Below are 16,742 nucleotides of genomic sequence, written 5' to 3' on the forward strand. Positions count from 1 at the left end.
CAATTTCGTTTTCAATAAAACCTTAAAGTGAAATTTTATTACAAAATAAAGGAGAGTGATTTTAGTATTTTGAGTAATTGTCCTTGGATAATTTCAATATGTTTAAGCGTATTGCCAATTGTGAACTCATCCATTGGATCTTCTATTTGATTGGATAGAAAGTTGAAATAGTTATAATGAAAAAGGGAATTGTGTTGTAAATTATTTTGAATAAAGTCGTTGTAGTCGTGTTCTATGTATATATGTAAGTTTTGCTGAAATTTTAATTTGTCTCTATGATTGGTCATAATGCCATATTTGTATAATTCGATTAAATTTAATAATTTCATTATACGTTGTTCTAAGTTGTGTAATTCTAGGTGATACATAAAAAGACATCCTTTCGTAATTTATGATTTTAATATTAGATAGATTTTAAAGCGTAGATAAATATTTAAAATAAATGAACATTATTTAGTGGAATGTAGTAGAGGTTGTTATATTAGCTTAGTTTCAAGTTCAATTTACTTAATTGCAAATTGAACTTGGAACAAAACAGAAAATAAAAAATCCAACTGGCACATTAGGACTCAGTTGGATTTAAAAATTGCTGATAGTTGTTTATATTTATATCTTGTGTCTTAATTGTTTTTTCAAATGAATACGAAATATCATGAATATCAATAATCGGAATTTCATTTGTTTTACCGAGTCCAATTTCAAAGATAATTGCTTTCCACAATCCTTCATCACATAAAAGGCCAATAAAAATGACATTTTCTGTTACAACTTGATTGTTGTTGTAAAATTCCATCGCCATTACGTTTCTTTCGGTACTATAAATGAGTACATCCGAAAAGATGGGTGGTAAGTTTGTGTGTTGCTGTTTGTCAAATTTAATATAACGATCTAGTTTTTTTAGTGTTCGTCTCATTTTAGTATAAGGTAAGTTGAGACATTTTTTAATAATAGCATTAATTTCTTCTCTGTATGGAAGCGTTGTATATGATTGACTTTCATTGAGTACCAAGAATAAAGCAGATAATTGATTCTCAGTCAGCTCAATTTCATAACTATTTGGTGTTTCTTGCAGTTGATAACCACCAAGTTTGCCGTGTTTTGCTAGTATTTTAACACCTTGATCTTCTAAATCTTGAATATCTCTTAAAATAGTACGTTTTGACACATTTAAATTTGAAGCTAACTCTGATGCTGTAATCTGTTTATTCTCTTGAATGGCTAGAACAAGTTTATTTTGTCTTTCGCGTTTGTTCATTAGAAAGTCACCTCCCGAATGATTACATATTACATTTATTATAGCATAAAAGTGACAATGACGACATTTAGAAAATAAATTTTTAAAAAATTAAAGAAAACGCTTACATTTTCGAAAGGATTATGTTAATATGAATTTAGTAACAAGGGGATAGCGATTAGATGACAAAGGGGTAGGCTATTACATAATAGTTTTGTTAACATCTATTCGTACGAGTTACTAATCAAACATCTTCAATATTTATTACTTACTTTCCTTTCTATTTAACCGACTAGCATCGCTAGTCGGTTTTATTTATGTTATAGATGGACTTTAAAAGCCTCATATTTAAATATAGGAGTTTTCAAAGTTAGTTTCTATCATATATTTCTTTGATAATTCTATGATAGAATATAACAAATTATACATAGCGATTATTTTGTTAACATACTATTTAAAAGAGGTGTACTACACATGGAAAAAACACAATTAAATTACATAGATGAGTCAGTAATAACTTGGTTAGAAACTTTGGACGAGATTATTCCTAGCCTTATACAAGAAATGGTAACGAGCACGAAACAGAATAGATTTGATTTAGTGACAAATGTTGATAAATCAATTCAACAAAACTTTGAACAATTTTTAGCTGAAAACTTTCCAGACCACCAATTATTCGCTGAAGAAAAATCTAATATTAATATCAATGCTAAACAAGGGCACGTATGGATAATGGATCCTATAGACGGTACGACAAATTTAGTTAAACAACAAGAGGATTATTGTATTATCTTAGGCTATTTTGTTGATGGAGAACCTGCTTTGTCTTATATCTACGATTATCCACATAGAAAACTATATAAAGCAATTAAAGAACACGGTGCTCATGTAAATGGAGAGCGACTTGTAAAACCAGAGCCTATAGATTTACAAGAGGCGATTATTTCATTTAATTCATTAGTGATTAATGACGAAACTATTCATGATTTACAGGAGGCATCATTTGGCTATCGTTGTATTGGTTCGTGTGGGTTAGATTCAATTCGTGTTATTAAAGGACAATTTGGCGCTCATATAAATACAAATCCTAAACCATGGGATATTGCAGCGCAATTTTTATTTGCAAGTGAACTTGGTTTGAAAATGACAACATTGGACAACACTGAGTTAGATTTTTCTAAGGCAGGTCCTTTTATAATTAGCAATCCAGCATGCCATGAAAAAATATTAGCAATTTTGAATTCAGGTAATGGATATAAGAAATAAAACTAATTTACTTTATTAATATTTTATTTAATAAATAATAGGTCTTAAGAACTATGTCATCTTAAAAGTAATACTATATAATGTATTATTAAATAGAATAGAAAATTGAATACGGAAATGGAGTATGATAAGAGTGAATCGTTCTGAGAAGAATAGGAAAATGGGCTTACCTGCTAAAATATTTTTATGGTTTTTTGGGATATTAGTTTTATTTGCTTTACTAGCAGTGATTTACCTAGGGTTCAAAATATTTTCTGTCGGCGGGTCAATACACAACCCATTAGATAGAGATAAATCAGCATTAAGAGATAAAAATGTGAATTTAGATGATGGTGATCCATTTACTATAGCGTTATTCGGTGTAGATTCAGATGCTAAAAGGGATGCAGCTGGAGGCGGACAACGTAGTGATACGGTGATGGTACTATCGATAAACCCACAAAAGAAAACAACTGAAATTGTAAGTATCCCTAGAGACACACAAGCTGATATCGTAGGTAAAGGAACTACTGAAAAAATTAACCACGCCTATGCTTATGGCGGTCCAGATATGGCAGTAAAATCAGTCGAAAAATTATTAAATGTCCCAATCGATCATTACGCAACGATAGATATGGATGGTATGAAAGATATGATAGATACGGTTGGCGGTATCTCAGTAACAAGTAACGCTACATTTTCTTATGATGGCTACCAGTTTAACCAAGGTGAAAACACAAAAATGGACGGCAAAGAAGCAATGGCATTTATTAGAAGTCGTAAAGAAGATGGCGCAGGCGGAGACTTTGGACGTCAAGAACGTCAACAATTAGTTATACAAGGTCTTGCGAACAAGTTAACAAGTGTAAGTTCAGTTACACACTTTAATTCATTGATGAATCACATTGAGGACAACGTTAAGACAGATTTAACAGTTGGACAATTAAATAAAGTTAGAAGTAATTATAAAGATGCTAATGACACTGTCAATAGACATCAATTAGAAGGTCAAGGTGGCATACAAGATGATGGACTTTATTACTTCATTCCAAGTGAAAGTTCATTAAGTGAAATAGAATCAACAATTAAAAATAATCTAGGTATATAATTTATAAAGCTATATGTTTGCACTATCATGTAAATATATAGCTTTTTTATTTTGGCTATTGTAATGGTAATAGTTTCATGTTCTATACGTTTAATTTTGCGCTATATACTAAATAAAAAATAAAAAACAGTGAAATATAATAGAATACCTTAACATTTAATGTAAATACATATACAATGTAAGTAACATTATCTTAAAAAGTGTGGGGCTTTTTAGATGGAATGTTGACCAACATCTTATGAAGTTTTTACATGGGTAGAATAAATAATAGGGGTGAAGATTATGCAAGAACATTTAATTGTCTCTTTAGACGGTAAAGACTATCTTGTGGAACCCGGAACAAATTTACTTCAGTTTATTAAATCACAAGATACTTTTGTTCCGTCGATATGCTATAACGAATCGTTAGGTCCTATCCAAACTTGTGATACATGTACTGTGGAAATTGATGGTAAAATGCAACGAGCATGTAGCACGACGATAGACAAACCAATGATTGTTAATACGCAAAACGACAAAGTCCAAACAAGTCAAAAAGAAGCACTTGATAGAATTTTAGAAAAGCATATGCTTTATTGTACAGTGTGTGATTATAACAATGGTGACTGTGAAATTCACAATACAATGGATCAATGGGGATTAGAACATCAAACTTATGAATATAAGGAAAAACCCTATGAAAAAGATTACGGTCCATTCTATCGTTATGACCCAAATCAATGTATTTTGTGTGGTCGTTGCGTTGAAGTTTGCCAAGACGTTCAAGTTAACGAAACACTTACAATTGATTGGGAACGTCAACAGCCACGAGTAATCTGGGACAATGATACAACGATAAATGATTCATCATGTGTAGGCTGTGGACAATGTGCAACGGTATGTCCATGTAATGCAATGATGGAAGTGAATATGGAAGGTAACGCAGGTTACATGACAGATTTAGAGCCAGGTTCACTTGCAGCGATGATTGATTTAACTAAAAAAGCAGAGCCCGGTTATGGTCCGTTGTTTGCTGTTTCAGACTCAGAAGCGGCTATGCGCGAAGAACGTATCGAAAAAACTAAGACAGTATGTACATACTGTGGTGTAGGTTGTTCTTTCGATGTGTGGACAAAAGATAGAGAAGTGTTAAAGGTTCAGCCACAACATGAATCACCAGCAAATAAAATTTCTTCTTGTGTTAAAGGAAAATTTGGTTGGGATTATGTTGATTCAGATGAACGTTTAACGAAGCCTTTAGTACGTAAAAATGGGCAGTTTGAAGAGGTTGAATGGGAAGAAGCATTGAAAGTTGTTGCGGACAATTTTAACAAGGTGAAAGCATCGCACGGCTCTGATGGTTTAGCATTTATTTCTTCTTCTAAAGCTACAAATGAAGAATCTTATCTCATGCAAAAACTCGCTAGACAAGTTATTGGTACAAATAATGTAGATAATTGCTCACGTTATTGTCAAGCGCCAGCGACTAAAGGGTTATTTAGAACTGTAGGACATGGCGGTGACTCAGGCTCAATAGACGATCTTGAGATTGCAGATATGGTTGTATTGATAGGTACAAATACAGCAGAAGCACATCCAGTGATTGCATCTCGTATTAAACGAGGGCATAAATTATATAACAATACTTTAAATGTTTTTGATATACGTAAACATGAAATGGCAGAGCGTGCGGATAATTTCTATCAACCAAAACCAGGTACAGATTTAGTGTGGTTATCTGCTGTAACAAAATATATTATTGATAATGAATTGCATGACAAGTCATTTATTGATGAATGGGTAAACCATTTTGAAGATTATTATAATTCATTAGCACCATATACTATGGAATTTGCAGAAGAAACTACAGGTATTTCTAAAGAAGAATTAATCGATTTTGCGCAACAAGTAGTAGACGCTAAGTCAGTATCTATTGCATGGGCTATGGGTGTTACACAACAAGATATAGGTAGTGATACGTCAACTGCAATTTCTAATTTATTGTTAGCGACAGGTAACTATAGAAAACCAGGCACAGGTGCTTATCCTTTACGTGGACATAATAATGTTCAAGGATGTAGTGATATGGGCAGTATGCCTGATCAATTCCCAGGCTATCAAAAAGTTGTAGACGACGAAATTAGAGCTAAATTCGAACGCGAATATGGCGAAGCATTACCAAGCAAAGTTGGTAGAGATAATCATCAAATGATGGAAGGTATACACGAAGGTGAAATCGATTCCTTATATCTATATGGTGAAGATACGGGGATTGTCGATTCTAATATCAACTATGTACAAGCAGCATTAGAGAAAGTTGGATTCTTAGTAGTACAAGATGAATTCTTTACATTTACAGCAACGTTTGCAGATGTTGTATTACCAGCAAGTCCTTCACTTGAAAAAACTGGAACATTTACAAATACAGAGCGTCGTATCCAACGTTTATATCAAGCTTTAGATACTAAAGGCGATTCTAAACCTGACTGGGAAATTATCCAAGCAGTAGCCAAATCATTAGGGTATGATTGGGGCTACACACATCCAAGCGAAATAATGGATGAAATTGCTAGAGTTACACCGCTTTATTCAGGGGTAAGTTACGACAGACTTGAAGGATATAATAGTTTGCAATGGCCAGTTGCTGAAGATGGTACAGACGAACCAACGTTATATCTTAACGGATTTAATTTTGAAGATGGTAAGGCTAATTTCTATCCATTAACATTTGATAATTTCTTTAAAGTGAACGAAGAGTATGACTTACATGTTAATAACGGACGTTTATTAGAACATTTCCATGAAGGTAATATGACTTATAAAGTACCAGGATTGGAATATAAAATGCCACATGCATTCGTAGAAATATCTCCTGAACTTGCTAAAGAAAGAGATATTCATGAAGGCGCAGAAATTAAATTAATTTCTGAAACTGGCGAAGCAGAATTAATTGCTCACGTAACAGATAGAGTAAAAGGTAAACAAATTTATATTCCTTTAAATAATAATGCAATGGTTCATGGTGATAAAGGTGCAATCAACTTATTAACTAATAGTGATGTTGATAAAGATACAGATACGCCATCATACAAACGCACAAGTTGTCGTATGGAAGTGAAAACGCGTAGAGGTAAATCACCACTGAATCCTACGAACTTCCGTGTTAATAAACAACGTCAACCACAATATAGTGTTCGAGTTCAAGACAAATGGAAACGTGAGGATTACACATTCCCAGGAAGTCAGGTGGATAAATAATGGCTGAAAGAATAACTAATATTAAACGTATGCAAAAGTCCGAAGAAGAACTGAAACAAGATAGTTTGGCGGAAGTTACAGATGCAATTGTTGCCAATAAAGATAGTATCTTAAAAGCAATTAATATTATCAGTACATTAGATGATGCTAAATTATTAGATGCATTATCCGGTGCAGTGAAAAGCAGAGGCGTCATTGCTAACAAGTTTACAGTTGAACTCAACAAAGAACAGTATACAGGGTTAATTTCAAATATGGCTTCACTTGTGTTCTTACTTGGTGACTTAGATGTAAATGATTTATCTACAATGCTTAATAAGGTAAATAAAGGTTTGAGTGTTGCTAATAAAGCAAACCCTAATCAAAAGACATCTATTACTGGTTTAATGGGTATATTGAAAGATGATGAAATGAATCGTAGTTTAACCTACATGCTGAACATGCTAAGAGGCATGTCTAGAGAATAGAAAGTTTGCAATTATAAAATTTAAAAAATAAGCGAGGCTAGGATAGTTATTATTGTCCTAGCCTCTACTATGTTCATAGGTAGGGTTAATCGACATCAATTGATACATATTTATTTACTTAAAAAGTAAATAAACAGTTAGAAATGTACAAAAATTAATCATGAAATTTGATTTTCTTTTAATCAACTTACTGTTACTGTTTTTAAAATGACATATTGAAAGATGATTAAATGTGATACAATTTCTATTATTAGTGTTTTATTTAACTTATTATTTAAGGCAAGGAGTGGAAGACGTATCAATCCGAAAATGATAAAAATCTCAGCTATAATGTCTAATATATTTCTAGTTATTGGAATTGTATTTTTATTAACTTTTAATATTTTAATGGCGATGACGATGTTTGTGTTATCTCTAGTCATTAGTTTAACTATATTTAACACGTTATTTAGAGATCGAAAAGGTATGAGAATAGTAATTAATGTTTCCTTTATAATTGTTTTAATTGCTATTGTATTTGCTTATGTTACATTAACAAAATAAGTGTAGGATAAGGGGTTATTTCACATAATGAATGAAAATCTAAAGCGTAAATTACCATTGATTTTGGTGGGGCTAATTGTATTAATATTTGTTGTTTTATTGGTTATTAATGAAACAGATTTATTTGATAATCGCAAGACCCACACTTTTGATGAAGCGGTTGATAAGCAAGTTGGAGCAGGTACATTAAATATGACTGAAAAGGATGGTCAATTTGTTGTAGCTTCAAAAAATGATGTAAAGCAAGCAATGAATGTTAATAATGAGAAAGATAATTTGAACCACATGGATATTTCTGAAAAAGTGCCAATGTCTGAAAAGGAATTAAACAATATTTTAAAAGATAAGGGCATTTTAAAAAATAAAGGTAAGGCGTTTTTAAAAGCACAAGATAAATATGAAGTGAACGTGCTATATTTAGTGAGTCATGCGCTTGTAGAAACTGGTAATGGCCAGTCAGATTTAGCTAAAGGTATTAAAGATGATGGAGAGCACTACTATAACTTTTATGGCATAGGCGCATTTGATGAAGATGCTGTTCATACTGGTAGTAGTTTTGCAAAGAAACAGAAGTGGACCTCACCAGAAAAGGCAATTATGGGTGGTGCTAAATTTGTAAGAAATAATTATTTTGAAAATAAGCAACTTTCGTTATATCAAATGCGTTGGAATCCAGAATCCCCAGGAGAACATCAATATGCTAGTGATATTGAATGGGATGAAAACATCGCAACCTTTATGCAACGTTACTATGATGATTTAGGTATAAAAAAAGATCATGTAAAAAAAGATTACTATTTATAAACAATAACAATAGAGAAGACTAGGGAAATATGGAGTGGTTTGAAAATGAAAATAGCTATAGTTGGAGCAGGCATTGGTGGTTTAACCGCAGCAGCTTTATTAAAGGAGCAAGGACATGAAATAAAGGTGTTTGAGAAAAATAGTGAAATAGCTGAAGTTGGAGCAGGTATAGGTATCGGCGGCAATGTCATTGATAAATTAGGCAAACATGATTTAGCTAAAGGTATTAAAAATATTGGGCAAATTATAGATATAATGGAAGTATTGGACGACAAAGGAAATGTGTTAAATAAAGCAAAACTTAAAAAGAATACTGTGAATTTAACTATGACAAGACAAGGGTTATTAGATGTTATTAAATCGTATGTACCAGACTCTATCTTATTTACAAATCATAAAGTAACACACGTGGATAGTGGCGCCTTGAAAGTTGAATTACATTTCTCAGAACAACAATCAGAAGCATTTGATTTATGTATTGGTGCAGATGGTATACACTCTCATGTTCGTAATACAGTAGTGACTAATAGTAAAACATTGTATCAAGGCTATACAGTATTTAGAGGCTTAGTAGAGGATGTAAATATTAAACCAGACAACGTTGCTAAAGAATATTGGTCATCTAAAGGAAGAGTGGGAATTGTCCCGCTATTGAATAATAAAGCATATTGGTTTATTTCAATTAATGCTAAAGCAAAAGATGCTACGTTAAAATCTTATGGTAAGCCTCACTTACAAGCTAGATTTAATCATTTTCCCAATGAAGTTAGGCAGATTTTAGACAAACAAAGTGAAACGGAAATCTTATTACACGATATGTATGATTTACAACCATTGAAAGCATTCGTATATCAACGCGTAATACTCTTAGGCGACGCAGCACATGCAACTACCCCAAACATGGGACAAGGTGCAGGACAAGCTATGGAAGATGCTATTGTACTTGCAAATTGTTTGGAGTCGTATCCATTTGAAGAAGCACTTCAAAGATATGATAAGTTACGCGTTAAACATACAAAGAAAGTAATCAAAAAGTCTAGAAAAATAGGTAAAGTGGCACAACTAAGTAATAGAATATTGATTGCTTTAAGAAATAAAATTGCTAAGTTAATACCAAATCAATTGGTATCTAGAGAAACAAAATTTTTATACAAATCAAAGAGCAAATAAAATACTGTAATAAATAAGAACCTAGAAATACGTTTGAATTGTAAAACGGGTTTCTAGGTTCTTTATTTGTTGTTAATAATTAATAGAATAAGGATATAAAACTTTAATTAACTACGTATTTAGGTTTATTGTTAGTCAATTTACTAACTGTATCATTTGCAACAATCTTAGACATCATATCTCGAGATTCAAATGTTGCATTACCAATATGTGGTGTTAGTACAACATTGTCCAATTTTTTAAGTTCATCATTGATCTCTGGTTCGAATTCAAAAACGTCTAATGCTGCGCCTTCAATTTCTTTATCTTTTAAAGCTTGTACTAAGGCTTGTTCATGGACAATAGGCCCTCTTGATGCATTAATAAGGTAACTTGTTGGTTTCATCATTTCGAATTGCTCAGTGTCAATCTGATGGTGCATGTTTGGATTATATGCAGCATTTATTGTTACAAAATCTGCATTTTTTAATAATGTTTCTAAATCTACATATTTGGCGCCTATTTCTCGTTCTCTATCAACTTTTTGATTAGGGCCTGTATAAAGTACATTCATATCAAATGCTTTGGCACGTTTTGCCACTGCACAACCTATTTCTCCAAGACCGATTATACCAATAGTCTTACCAGAAACTTCTCTACCACGGAAAAATAATGGCGCCCATCCATCAAAACCAGTTGTACGGCATAATTTATCTCCTTCTACAATACGTCTTGCAGCTGAGAGTACAAGGCCAAATGTTAATTCGGCTGTTGAGTTAGTTGATGCTTTAGGTGTATTAGTTACATCTATATTGCGTTGACGTGCATAATCGCCATCTATATTATTAAAACCTGCACCATAATTCGCGATTATTTTTAAATTACTTGCTGCATCAATCACATCTTTATCTACATTTGTTGAAAGTAGGCTAATTAATGCATCGGCATCTTTTATACCTTCTTTTAGTGTTTCTTTATCAATAATGCCTTTGCCCTCATACATATCAACTTCAAAACCTTGATCTTTTAATAAGTTGAGTCCTACCTCTGGAATTGGACCTGCTATATAAACTTTTACCATGTATAATCACTTCCTTTATATCAAAGTATAGTAAATTTCATTGAGTCAAACAAATAAAAGTAATGATTATATAGAAAAATATGAAAGCGTTTTATAATCTGTAAAATTTAGTTTACTAATTTTAATCCAACAATGGATAAGATAATGAGACCAATAAAGAAAATGCGCTTTATACTTTTAGATTCATTATAGATGAGCATACCAACTAAAGTGCCGCCTCCAGTACCAATTCCACTCCAAATGGCGTAAGCAGTTCCCATTGGTATATCGTTCATTGCTACTTTAAGTGTGCTAAAACTACAGACAAAAGCGACAGCTAAGAGTATGACTAACCATTTCTTTTTAGTTCGTGCAATTTCATTTAAAATAACAACGCCGATGACTTCTAATAGTCCTGCGATAAATAATATAAACCAAGCCATCAGCTTTCAGCCTCCTCTGTTGATAATTTTAATCCAATAATACCAACAACTAATAAAATGATTAAGCCGACTTTTAAAAAGTTAAATGGGTCACCCAAAAAGATCATATCTACTGCTACAGTTCCAACTGCGCCAATACCAACAAAGACAGCATAAACTGTCCCAACTGGAAGGTATTTACAAGCGGAAATAACTAGGAAGAAACTAATTATAATCACGATGATTGTACTAGCCCAACTAAGTAAAGAATCAGCAGCATTTAGTCCTGTTACCCACAATATTTCAATTAGTCCGGCTAAAATAACTTTAAACCACTGCATAAATTGTGCCTCCTTTTATCACTAAACTATTCTATTTTCTCAAATAATATATAAGAATTCAATGTTATTAATTGTATAAAAGTTATAGTGATTTTCTATTAATTTTAATATAAAGAGAAACTAATAGAAAAATGAGGGACAAAAAATCAAATCTAGATATTAATATATGAATGACAAGGAGTATGAGGTTAGAAAAGTTTAATAAGCATTTAATTGAAGTTAATCTGTAGAACACTGATAATTTTCATAAAAGGAACACCTGAGATAAGGCTCATGTGTAAGAACCACTAATTTTCATAAATGAAAATTAGTGGTTCTTTAAAAAAAGTCCGAGACATATGTTTATGTCCCGGACTCAATAGGGTATTTTCTATAAATAAGTTGAATTAAAATTACTTATAGTAAATAACAATATTTATTATTGTGTAACTATAGATTAGTTTACGTGGATATAGTTATAAGAGCTTGCTTCACCAGCTGAAATTGTACGTTCGCTTACTGAATAAGGTCCACCATTATAGTTCATTTCTGATACTGTAACAGAGCCGTCACTACCAACGCTTTCAACGTAAGCCACGTGACCCATTGGACCTGAACCTGATTGCAAGATTGAACCAGCTTCTGGATTGTTATCTACTGCATAACCTGCAGAAGAAGCAGCAGAAGCCCAGTTATTCGCATTTCCCCAAGTAGAACCAATACCTCCACCTACTTTGTCGAATACATACCAAGTACATTGTCCTGCTGTATATAAGTTAGCGCTTGAATGATTTGATTGTGTAGTTTCATTTGTTTGTTGTGTTTGTTCAGCTGCATCAGCTTCGCTTCCGTGATCTAATCCTACGATTGCTGCGCCAATACCTGCTGTTAATGTTGTAGCTGTAACTAATTTTTTCATAATTAATAAATCCTCCCAGAGATTTTAAAAAGTTTATATTTTAGCTTAAATGCTTATCTTTAAATTTTTTTTTCGCTTTGCTTTCAACGACAAGTAATACTCTAACAGATGAATCAAGCTTTGTGTGGAATGTTACGCTTTTGTAAAACAATTAAAAAAACCTCACATATCGTTGTAATAAACGAGATGTAAGGTTACAAAATCGTATCGAACCGTAATATTTCAAAAACGGTGATATTATAAGGTTTTTGTTATGAATTTAAAATACACTTCGACGTTATTGTTACATTCATTGTAAAAAGTCACAAAATTGTGATTCAAATTATTTGAAGAATCTAATGGATAAGGGTGGTAAATAATCTTCACCATTATATGCTTTTACAGCTGCTACAATTGTGAAAATGAAATTTAAAAGTACAAGTATAGGAAGAATGATAATTCCTATAATAATAAATATAGCGATTGTAGCAACCGTTATCCAAATTAAGTAAGAAAGTAAAAAGTTCAAGTAATTCTTGCCAGCTCTATCTACAAACGGTGATTCATCCCGTTTAATTAGCCAAATAATTAATGGTGCAATTAAAGATGTAAAGAAACTTAATACATAGATAAGTGTTGCCATTAATCTAGCATCCGCATCTGGCTCTTGATTCCCATATGTGTTTGAAACCTGTTCGTCTAAATGTGTTGTCATAAGTAACAAATCTCCTTTACTTTAATATAATCATATCAAATCTAATTGTACTTAAGTATGTAATTAAAATAATTCAAAAACTTTTAAAATATACCTATTTTGATATGACATTAGTTGTTAAAATATAGCAATGTCACTATAGATACTTACTTATGTTATAGCCATAAAATTAAGTTGTAAACCAGTGTTTATTCAATTTCTTATTAGGCTATAGTTCAAAGTAATGATTTAATATTGTACTTAATAATAAATTTGGAAAGAAGGTTGATTATGAAAATTGCTATCGTAGGCTCAGGGAATGGAGCGGTAACAGCAGCATTAGATATGATTAATAAGGGACATGAAGTGAAGTTATATTGTCGAAATCAATCTATTAATAAATTTGATAAAGCATTGGAACAAGGTGGATTTACTTTTAACAATGAAGGTGAAGAAAACTTTGTAGCATTTACAGACATTAGTGATGACATGGAATATGTAATTAGTGATGCAGAAGTCATTCAAGTCATTATACCATCATCATTTATTGAACATTATGCACATACTATGGCTCCTTTTGTGAAAAAAGACCAACTGATTTTCTTCAATATTGCAGCAGCTATGGGTTCAATAAGATTTATGAATGTTTTAGAGGATATGCACATAGATGTTATGCCTCATTTTGCGGAAGTCAATACACTAACATACGGTACTCGAGTGAATTTTGAAGAGGCACGTGTAGATTTATCATTGAATGTAAGAAAAGTACATTTTTCAACTTATGATAAAGATTATTTAAGTGATTGTTTCGATAAAATTGAAAGACTATATCCATATATTGTAAAAGAAGAAAGTTTATGGAAAACTAATTTAGAAAATGGTAATCCTGAAGTTCATCCAGGTCCAACATTATTAAATGTAGGTCGCATCGATTATTCAGATGAATTTGCGTTATATGAAGAAGGCATTACTAAGCACACAGTTAGGTTACTACATGCGGTTGAATTAGAACGTCTAACATTAGGTCGTAAATTAGGATTTGAGTTATCTTCGGCAAAGGAAGCACGTATTGAACGTGGTTATTTAGAAAGACAAGATGAAGATGAGCCATTAAATAGATTGTTTAATACAAGTCCAGTATTTTCACAAATTAAGGGACCAAATCATGTCAAAAATCGTTATTTAACAGAAGACATTGCCTATGGCCTCGTATTGTGGTCTAGTCTTGGACGTGAGATTGACGTTCCAACACCTAATATTGATGCAATCATAGTAATTGCTTCAACTATTTTAGAGCGTGATTTCTTTGAAGAAGGACTGACGATAGACGAATTAGGGAAAGATAAGTTAGGGCTTGATTAATTAACATAATTAACGAGGGGGATTGCGTATGAAAAGACAACCAACATTTTTAGAGTCAATCTCAACCATATTAGTAATGATTGTAATCGTAATTACAGGTTTCGTTGTTTTTGAAATTCCGATACAAGCATTGTTGATTCTATCTTCTGCATATGCAGCTTTGATAGCAAGACGTGTAGGTTTAAAATGGCAAGACTTAGAGGAAGGTATAACGTATCGTTTAGCAACAGCGATGCCTGCAATTTTCATTATTTTATCAGTAGGTATTATCGTTGGAACATGGATGTTTTCAGGAACAGTACCTGCATTAATTTACTATGGATTAGAATTGTTAAATCCTAATTTATTTTTAGTATCAGCATTTATTATTTGTGCTATTACATCTGTAGCAACTGGCACAGCATGGGGATCAGCATCTACAGCAGGTATTGCATTAATAGCTATTGCTACACAATTACATATTCCAGCTGGTATGGCTGCAGGTGCAATTATTGCAGGAGCAGTATTTGGAGATAAAATGTCACCGTTGTCTGATACAACTAATTTAGCTGCATTAGTTACAAAAGTGAATATATTTTCACATATCCGAGCAATGGTGTGGACGACAGTTCCTGCTTCGATTATAGGACTTATAGTTTGGTATATTGCTGGAAGACAATTTGGTGGCAATACGAATACATCAAATGTTAATGCATTACTTAATGAACTATCACAAATTTATAACATTAATATTTTCGTTTGGTTGCCATTAATCATTATTATCATATGTTTATTGATAAAAATATCAACAGTACCAGCAATGCTTATTTCGAGTTTAAGTGCCATTATTGTTGGTGTGTTCAATAATGGGTTTAACATGGTTGACGGATTCAAAGCAACATTTGATGGATTCAATAAAGGAATGGTTTCATCAAGTAACGGAGAATTAACTGATAGAGCGATTGGCTTAATTGAACAGGGCGGTATAATGAGCATGACTGAAATTGTCGTTACTATTTTTTGTGGTTATGCTTTTGCTGGTATTGTTGAAAAAGCCGGTTGTTTAGATGTAATACTTAATAAAATTTCTAAAAACATCAATTCTGTTGGTCAGTTAATACTAGCTACAGTACTTGGCGGAATTATGATGGTTCTTGCAGCAGGAGTGGCTTCTGTTGTAATTATTATGGTAGGTGTATTGTTGTTGGAAATGTATAATAAAATGGGATTAGATCGTACTAATTTATCTAGAACACTTGAAGATTCTGGTACTATGATTATTCCATTAATTCCATGGGGAACGTCAGGCATTTATTATACTCAACAGTTAGGAGTGACTGTAGATCAATTCTTTATATGGACAGTTCCATGTTATTTATGTATAGTTTTTGCACTATTTTATGGTTTTAGCGGTATTGGTATTAAAAAAATAAAAACTACAGAATGAGGGTTTTATAAAAAATTCTAAAACAAGCAAGATGGTTAGAATTTTTAATATTTGAATAGCAGAATGCTAAAGAAACTGGGGTGAATTTAATCGTCCAGCCTTAAATATTATAAAAGCATGAACATCAAGCTTAGTTGAACTCTTTTAGAATTTTCGACATTAGTGATTTTTACTGTGATAGAAAGACGAAATTTTTAAAATAAATTTTATTTCTGTCTCGCTACCTTATACTTACTCTTTCTTTATTCTGCGTAGTTAATTATTAATTAGAGTGATATTTCGCTATATTTATAGGTAGAACTTTTAACTATTATTCATATATAAATTTCAGAGTAGAAGTTTAAAAAAATATAAACAGGATATATATAACTATGAATGAGGTGAATCTTTGTTATACATAGTAATAATTGTAGCGATATTACTATTAGACATTGAAACTCATCAATATTTCAATATAGATAAAAATTGTTAAATATACTTCCGTTATCTATTGTATAATCGGTTTTGTTTTGTATATTGTAGCGATATTACATGACAAAATCGATTGATTAATGTAGCTAAGGATTTTAGTTGTTATGAAAATTACGATATGACATTTAAGTGCATCACTTAAGTAATAACTTTCTATCACGATAGCATAGATTAAATTATTCCTTTACTTAATAGATAAGCTTGAAAGAGGAAGTAATAAATATAAATACAGTATGACATTGGTTAAGATAATCTCTAAGTGGATATTATTATCAATAACTAGTATGTGTAGTTAATATCTT

17 protein-coding genes are annotated in these 16,742 nt (G+C 32.0%); 9 read left to right on the plus strand and 8 right to left on the minus strand.

Annotation, left to right across the window (positions count from 1 at the left end; translation table 11 throughout):
• Window positions 1–38: 38 nt before the first annotated feature.
• Both ACW5YJ_RS04845 and ACW5YJ_RS04850 read right to left on the minus strand, forming a co-directional pair.
• Window positions 39–368 carry a hypothetical protein gene (locus tag ACW5YJ_RS04845; protein WP_017722859.1) on the minus strand — a complete coding sequence of 110 codons (330 nt, stop codon included), beginning with the start codon at window positions 366–368 and terminating at the stop codon, window positions 39–41.
• Between the two features lie 194 nt (window positions 369–562).
• On the minus strand, window positions 563–1,255 hold the full coding sequence (locus ACW5YJ_RS04850; RefSeq protein WP_017722860.1) for a helix-turn-helix transcriptional regulator: 693 nt from the start codon (window positions 1,253–1,255) through the stop codon (window positions 563–565).
• 453 nt (window positions 1,256–1,708) lie between these two features.
• Between ACW5YJ_RS04850 and ACW5YJ_RS04855 the strand changes: the two genes are divergently transcribed.
• The 4 genes from ACW5YJ_RS04855 to ACW5YJ_RS04870 all read left to right on the plus strand — a co-directional run bounded on the left by ACW5YJ_RS04855 (window position 1,709) and on the right by ACW5YJ_RS04870 (window position 7,291).
• The gene (locus ACW5YJ_RS04855) at window positions 1,709–2,500 is read left to right on the plus strand and encodes an inositol monophosphatase family protein (protein ID WP_135091786.1); all 792 of its coding nucleotides are present in this window, start codon (window positions 1,709–1,711) and stop codon (window positions 2,498–2,500) included.
• A gap of 133 nt (window positions 2,501–2,633) precedes the next feature.
• Window positions 2,634–3,587: an LCP family glycopolymer transferase gene (locus tag ACW5YJ_RS04860; protein ID WP_026113502.1), complete on the plus strand. Its 954-nt coding sequence runs from the start codon at window positions 2,634–2,636 to the stop codon at window positions 3,585–3,587.
• A 282-nt stretch (window positions 3,588–3,869) separates the two neighbouring features.
• Window positions 3,870–6,824 carry a formate dehydrogenase subunit alpha gene (gene fdhF, locus ACW5YJ_RS04865; protein ID WP_107551703.1) on the plus strand — a complete coding sequence of 985 codons (2,955 nt, stop codon included), beginning with the start codon at window positions 3,870–3,872 and terminating at the stop codon, window positions 6,822–6,824.
• Window positions 6,824–7,291, plus strand: coding sequence for a helical membrane plugin domain-containing protein (locus tag ACW5YJ_RS04870; protein WP_457338546.1), 468 nt, complete (start codon window positions 6,824–6,826; stop codon window positions 7,289–7,291). Before fdhF ends, ACW5YJ_RS04870 begins: the two co-directional genes overlap by 1 nt.
• Window positions 7,292–7,473: 182 nt before the next feature.
• Here ACW5YJ_RS04870 and ACW5YJ_RS04875 read toward each other — a convergent pair whose 3' ends face one another.
• On the minus strand, window positions 7,474–7,713 hold the full coding sequence (locus ACW5YJ_RS04875; RefSeq protein WP_153672028.1) for a hypothetical protein: 240 nt from the start codon (window positions 7,711–7,713) through the stop codon (window positions 7,474–7,476).
• On the opposite strand from ACW5YJ_RS04875, the gene ACW5YJ_RS04880 reads away from it, so the two are divergent.
• The 3 genes from ACW5YJ_RS04880 to ACW5YJ_RS04890 are packed head-to-tail and all read left to right on the plus strand — an operon-like array spanning window position 7,601 to window position 9,808.
• Complete coding sequence (locus tag ACW5YJ_RS04880; RefSeq protein ID WP_017722865.1) at window positions 7,601–7,834, plus strand: hypothetical protein; 234 nt, start codon at window positions 7,601–7,603, stop codon at window positions 7,832–7,834. The two genes, ACW5YJ_RS04875 and ACW5YJ_RS04880, sit on opposite strands and share 113 nt — an antisense overlap.
• Before the next feature lie 27 nt (window positions 7,835–7,861).
• Window positions 7,862–8,638 carry an N-acetylglucosaminidase gene (locus ACW5YJ_RS04885; protein WP_107551702.1) on the plus strand — a complete coding sequence of 259 codons (777 nt, stop codon included), beginning with the start codon at window positions 7,862–7,864 and terminating at the stop codon, window positions 8,636–8,638.
• A 45-nt stretch (window positions 8,639–8,683) separates the two neighbouring features.
• Window positions 8,684–9,808 carry an FAD-dependent monooxygenase gene (locus tag ACW5YJ_RS04890; RefSeq protein WP_457338547.1) on the plus strand — a complete coding sequence of 375 codons (1,125 nt, stop codon included), beginning with the start codon at window positions 8,684–8,686 and terminating at the stop codon, window positions 9,806–9,808.
• 103 nt (window positions 9,809–9,911) lie between these two features.
• On the opposite strand, the gene ACW5YJ_RS04895 is transcribed toward ACW5YJ_RS04890, so the two are convergent.
• From ACW5YJ_RS04895 to ACW5YJ_RS04915, 5 genes are all read right to left on the minus strand, one after another.
• The gene (locus ACW5YJ_RS04895; RefSeq protein WP_107551700.1) at window positions 9,912–10,868 is read right to left on the minus strand and encodes a 2-hydroxyacid dehydrogenase family protein; all 957 of its coding nucleotides are present in this window, start codon (window positions 10,866–10,868) and stop codon (window positions 9,912–9,914) included.
• 107 nt (window positions 10,869–10,975) lie between these two features.
• On the minus strand, window positions 10,976–11,290 hold the full coding sequence (locus ACW5YJ_RS04900; protein WP_017722869.1) for a DMT family transporter: 315 nt from the start codon (window positions 11,288–11,290) through the stop codon (window positions 10,976–10,978).
• A complete protein-coding gene (locus ACW5YJ_RS04905; protein WP_017722870.1) occupies window positions 11,290–11,610 on the minus strand; it encodes a DMT family transporter in 321 nt (106 codons plus the stop codon). Before ACW5YJ_RS04905 ends, ACW5YJ_RS04900 begins: the two co-directional genes overlap by 1 nt.
• Before the next feature lie 436 nt (window positions 11,611–12,046).
• Window positions 12,047–12,508, minus strand: a complete 462-nt coding sequence (locus ACW5YJ_RS04910) for a CHAP domain-containing protein (RefSeq protein ID WP_017722871.1) — start codon at window positions 12,506–12,508, stop codon at window positions 12,047–12,049.
• 322 nt (window positions 12,509–12,830) lie between these two features.
• Window positions 12,831–13,202, minus strand: coding sequence for a DUF4870 domain-containing protein (locus ACW5YJ_RS04915; RefSeq protein ID WP_017722872.1), 372 nt, complete (start codon window positions 13,200–13,202; stop codon window positions 12,831–12,833).
• 270 nt (window positions 13,203–13,472) lie between these two features.
• Here ACW5YJ_RS04915 and ACW5YJ_RS04920 point away from each other — a divergent pair, with 270 nt between their 5' ends.
• Both ACW5YJ_RS04920 and nhaC read left to right on the plus strand, forming a co-directional pair.
• Entirely contained in the window at window positions 13,473–14,543 is a 1,071-nt protein-coding gene (locus ACW5YJ_RS04920) for an NAD/NADP-dependent octopine/nopaline dehydrogenase family protein (protein ID WP_017722873.1), read from the plus strand.
• Window positions 14,544–14,571: 28 nt separating this feature from the next.
• Window positions 14,572–15,969: a Na+/H+ antiporter NhaC gene (gene nhaC / locus ACW5YJ_RS04925; RefSeq protein WP_457338548.1), complete on the plus strand. Its 1,398-nt coding sequence runs from the start codon at window positions 14,572–14,574 to the stop codon at window positions 15,967–15,969.
• Window positions 15,970–16,742 lie beyond the last annotated feature (773 nt).

It is taken from the genome of Staphylococcus sp. mip270_02 (genome assembly GCF_054031535.1).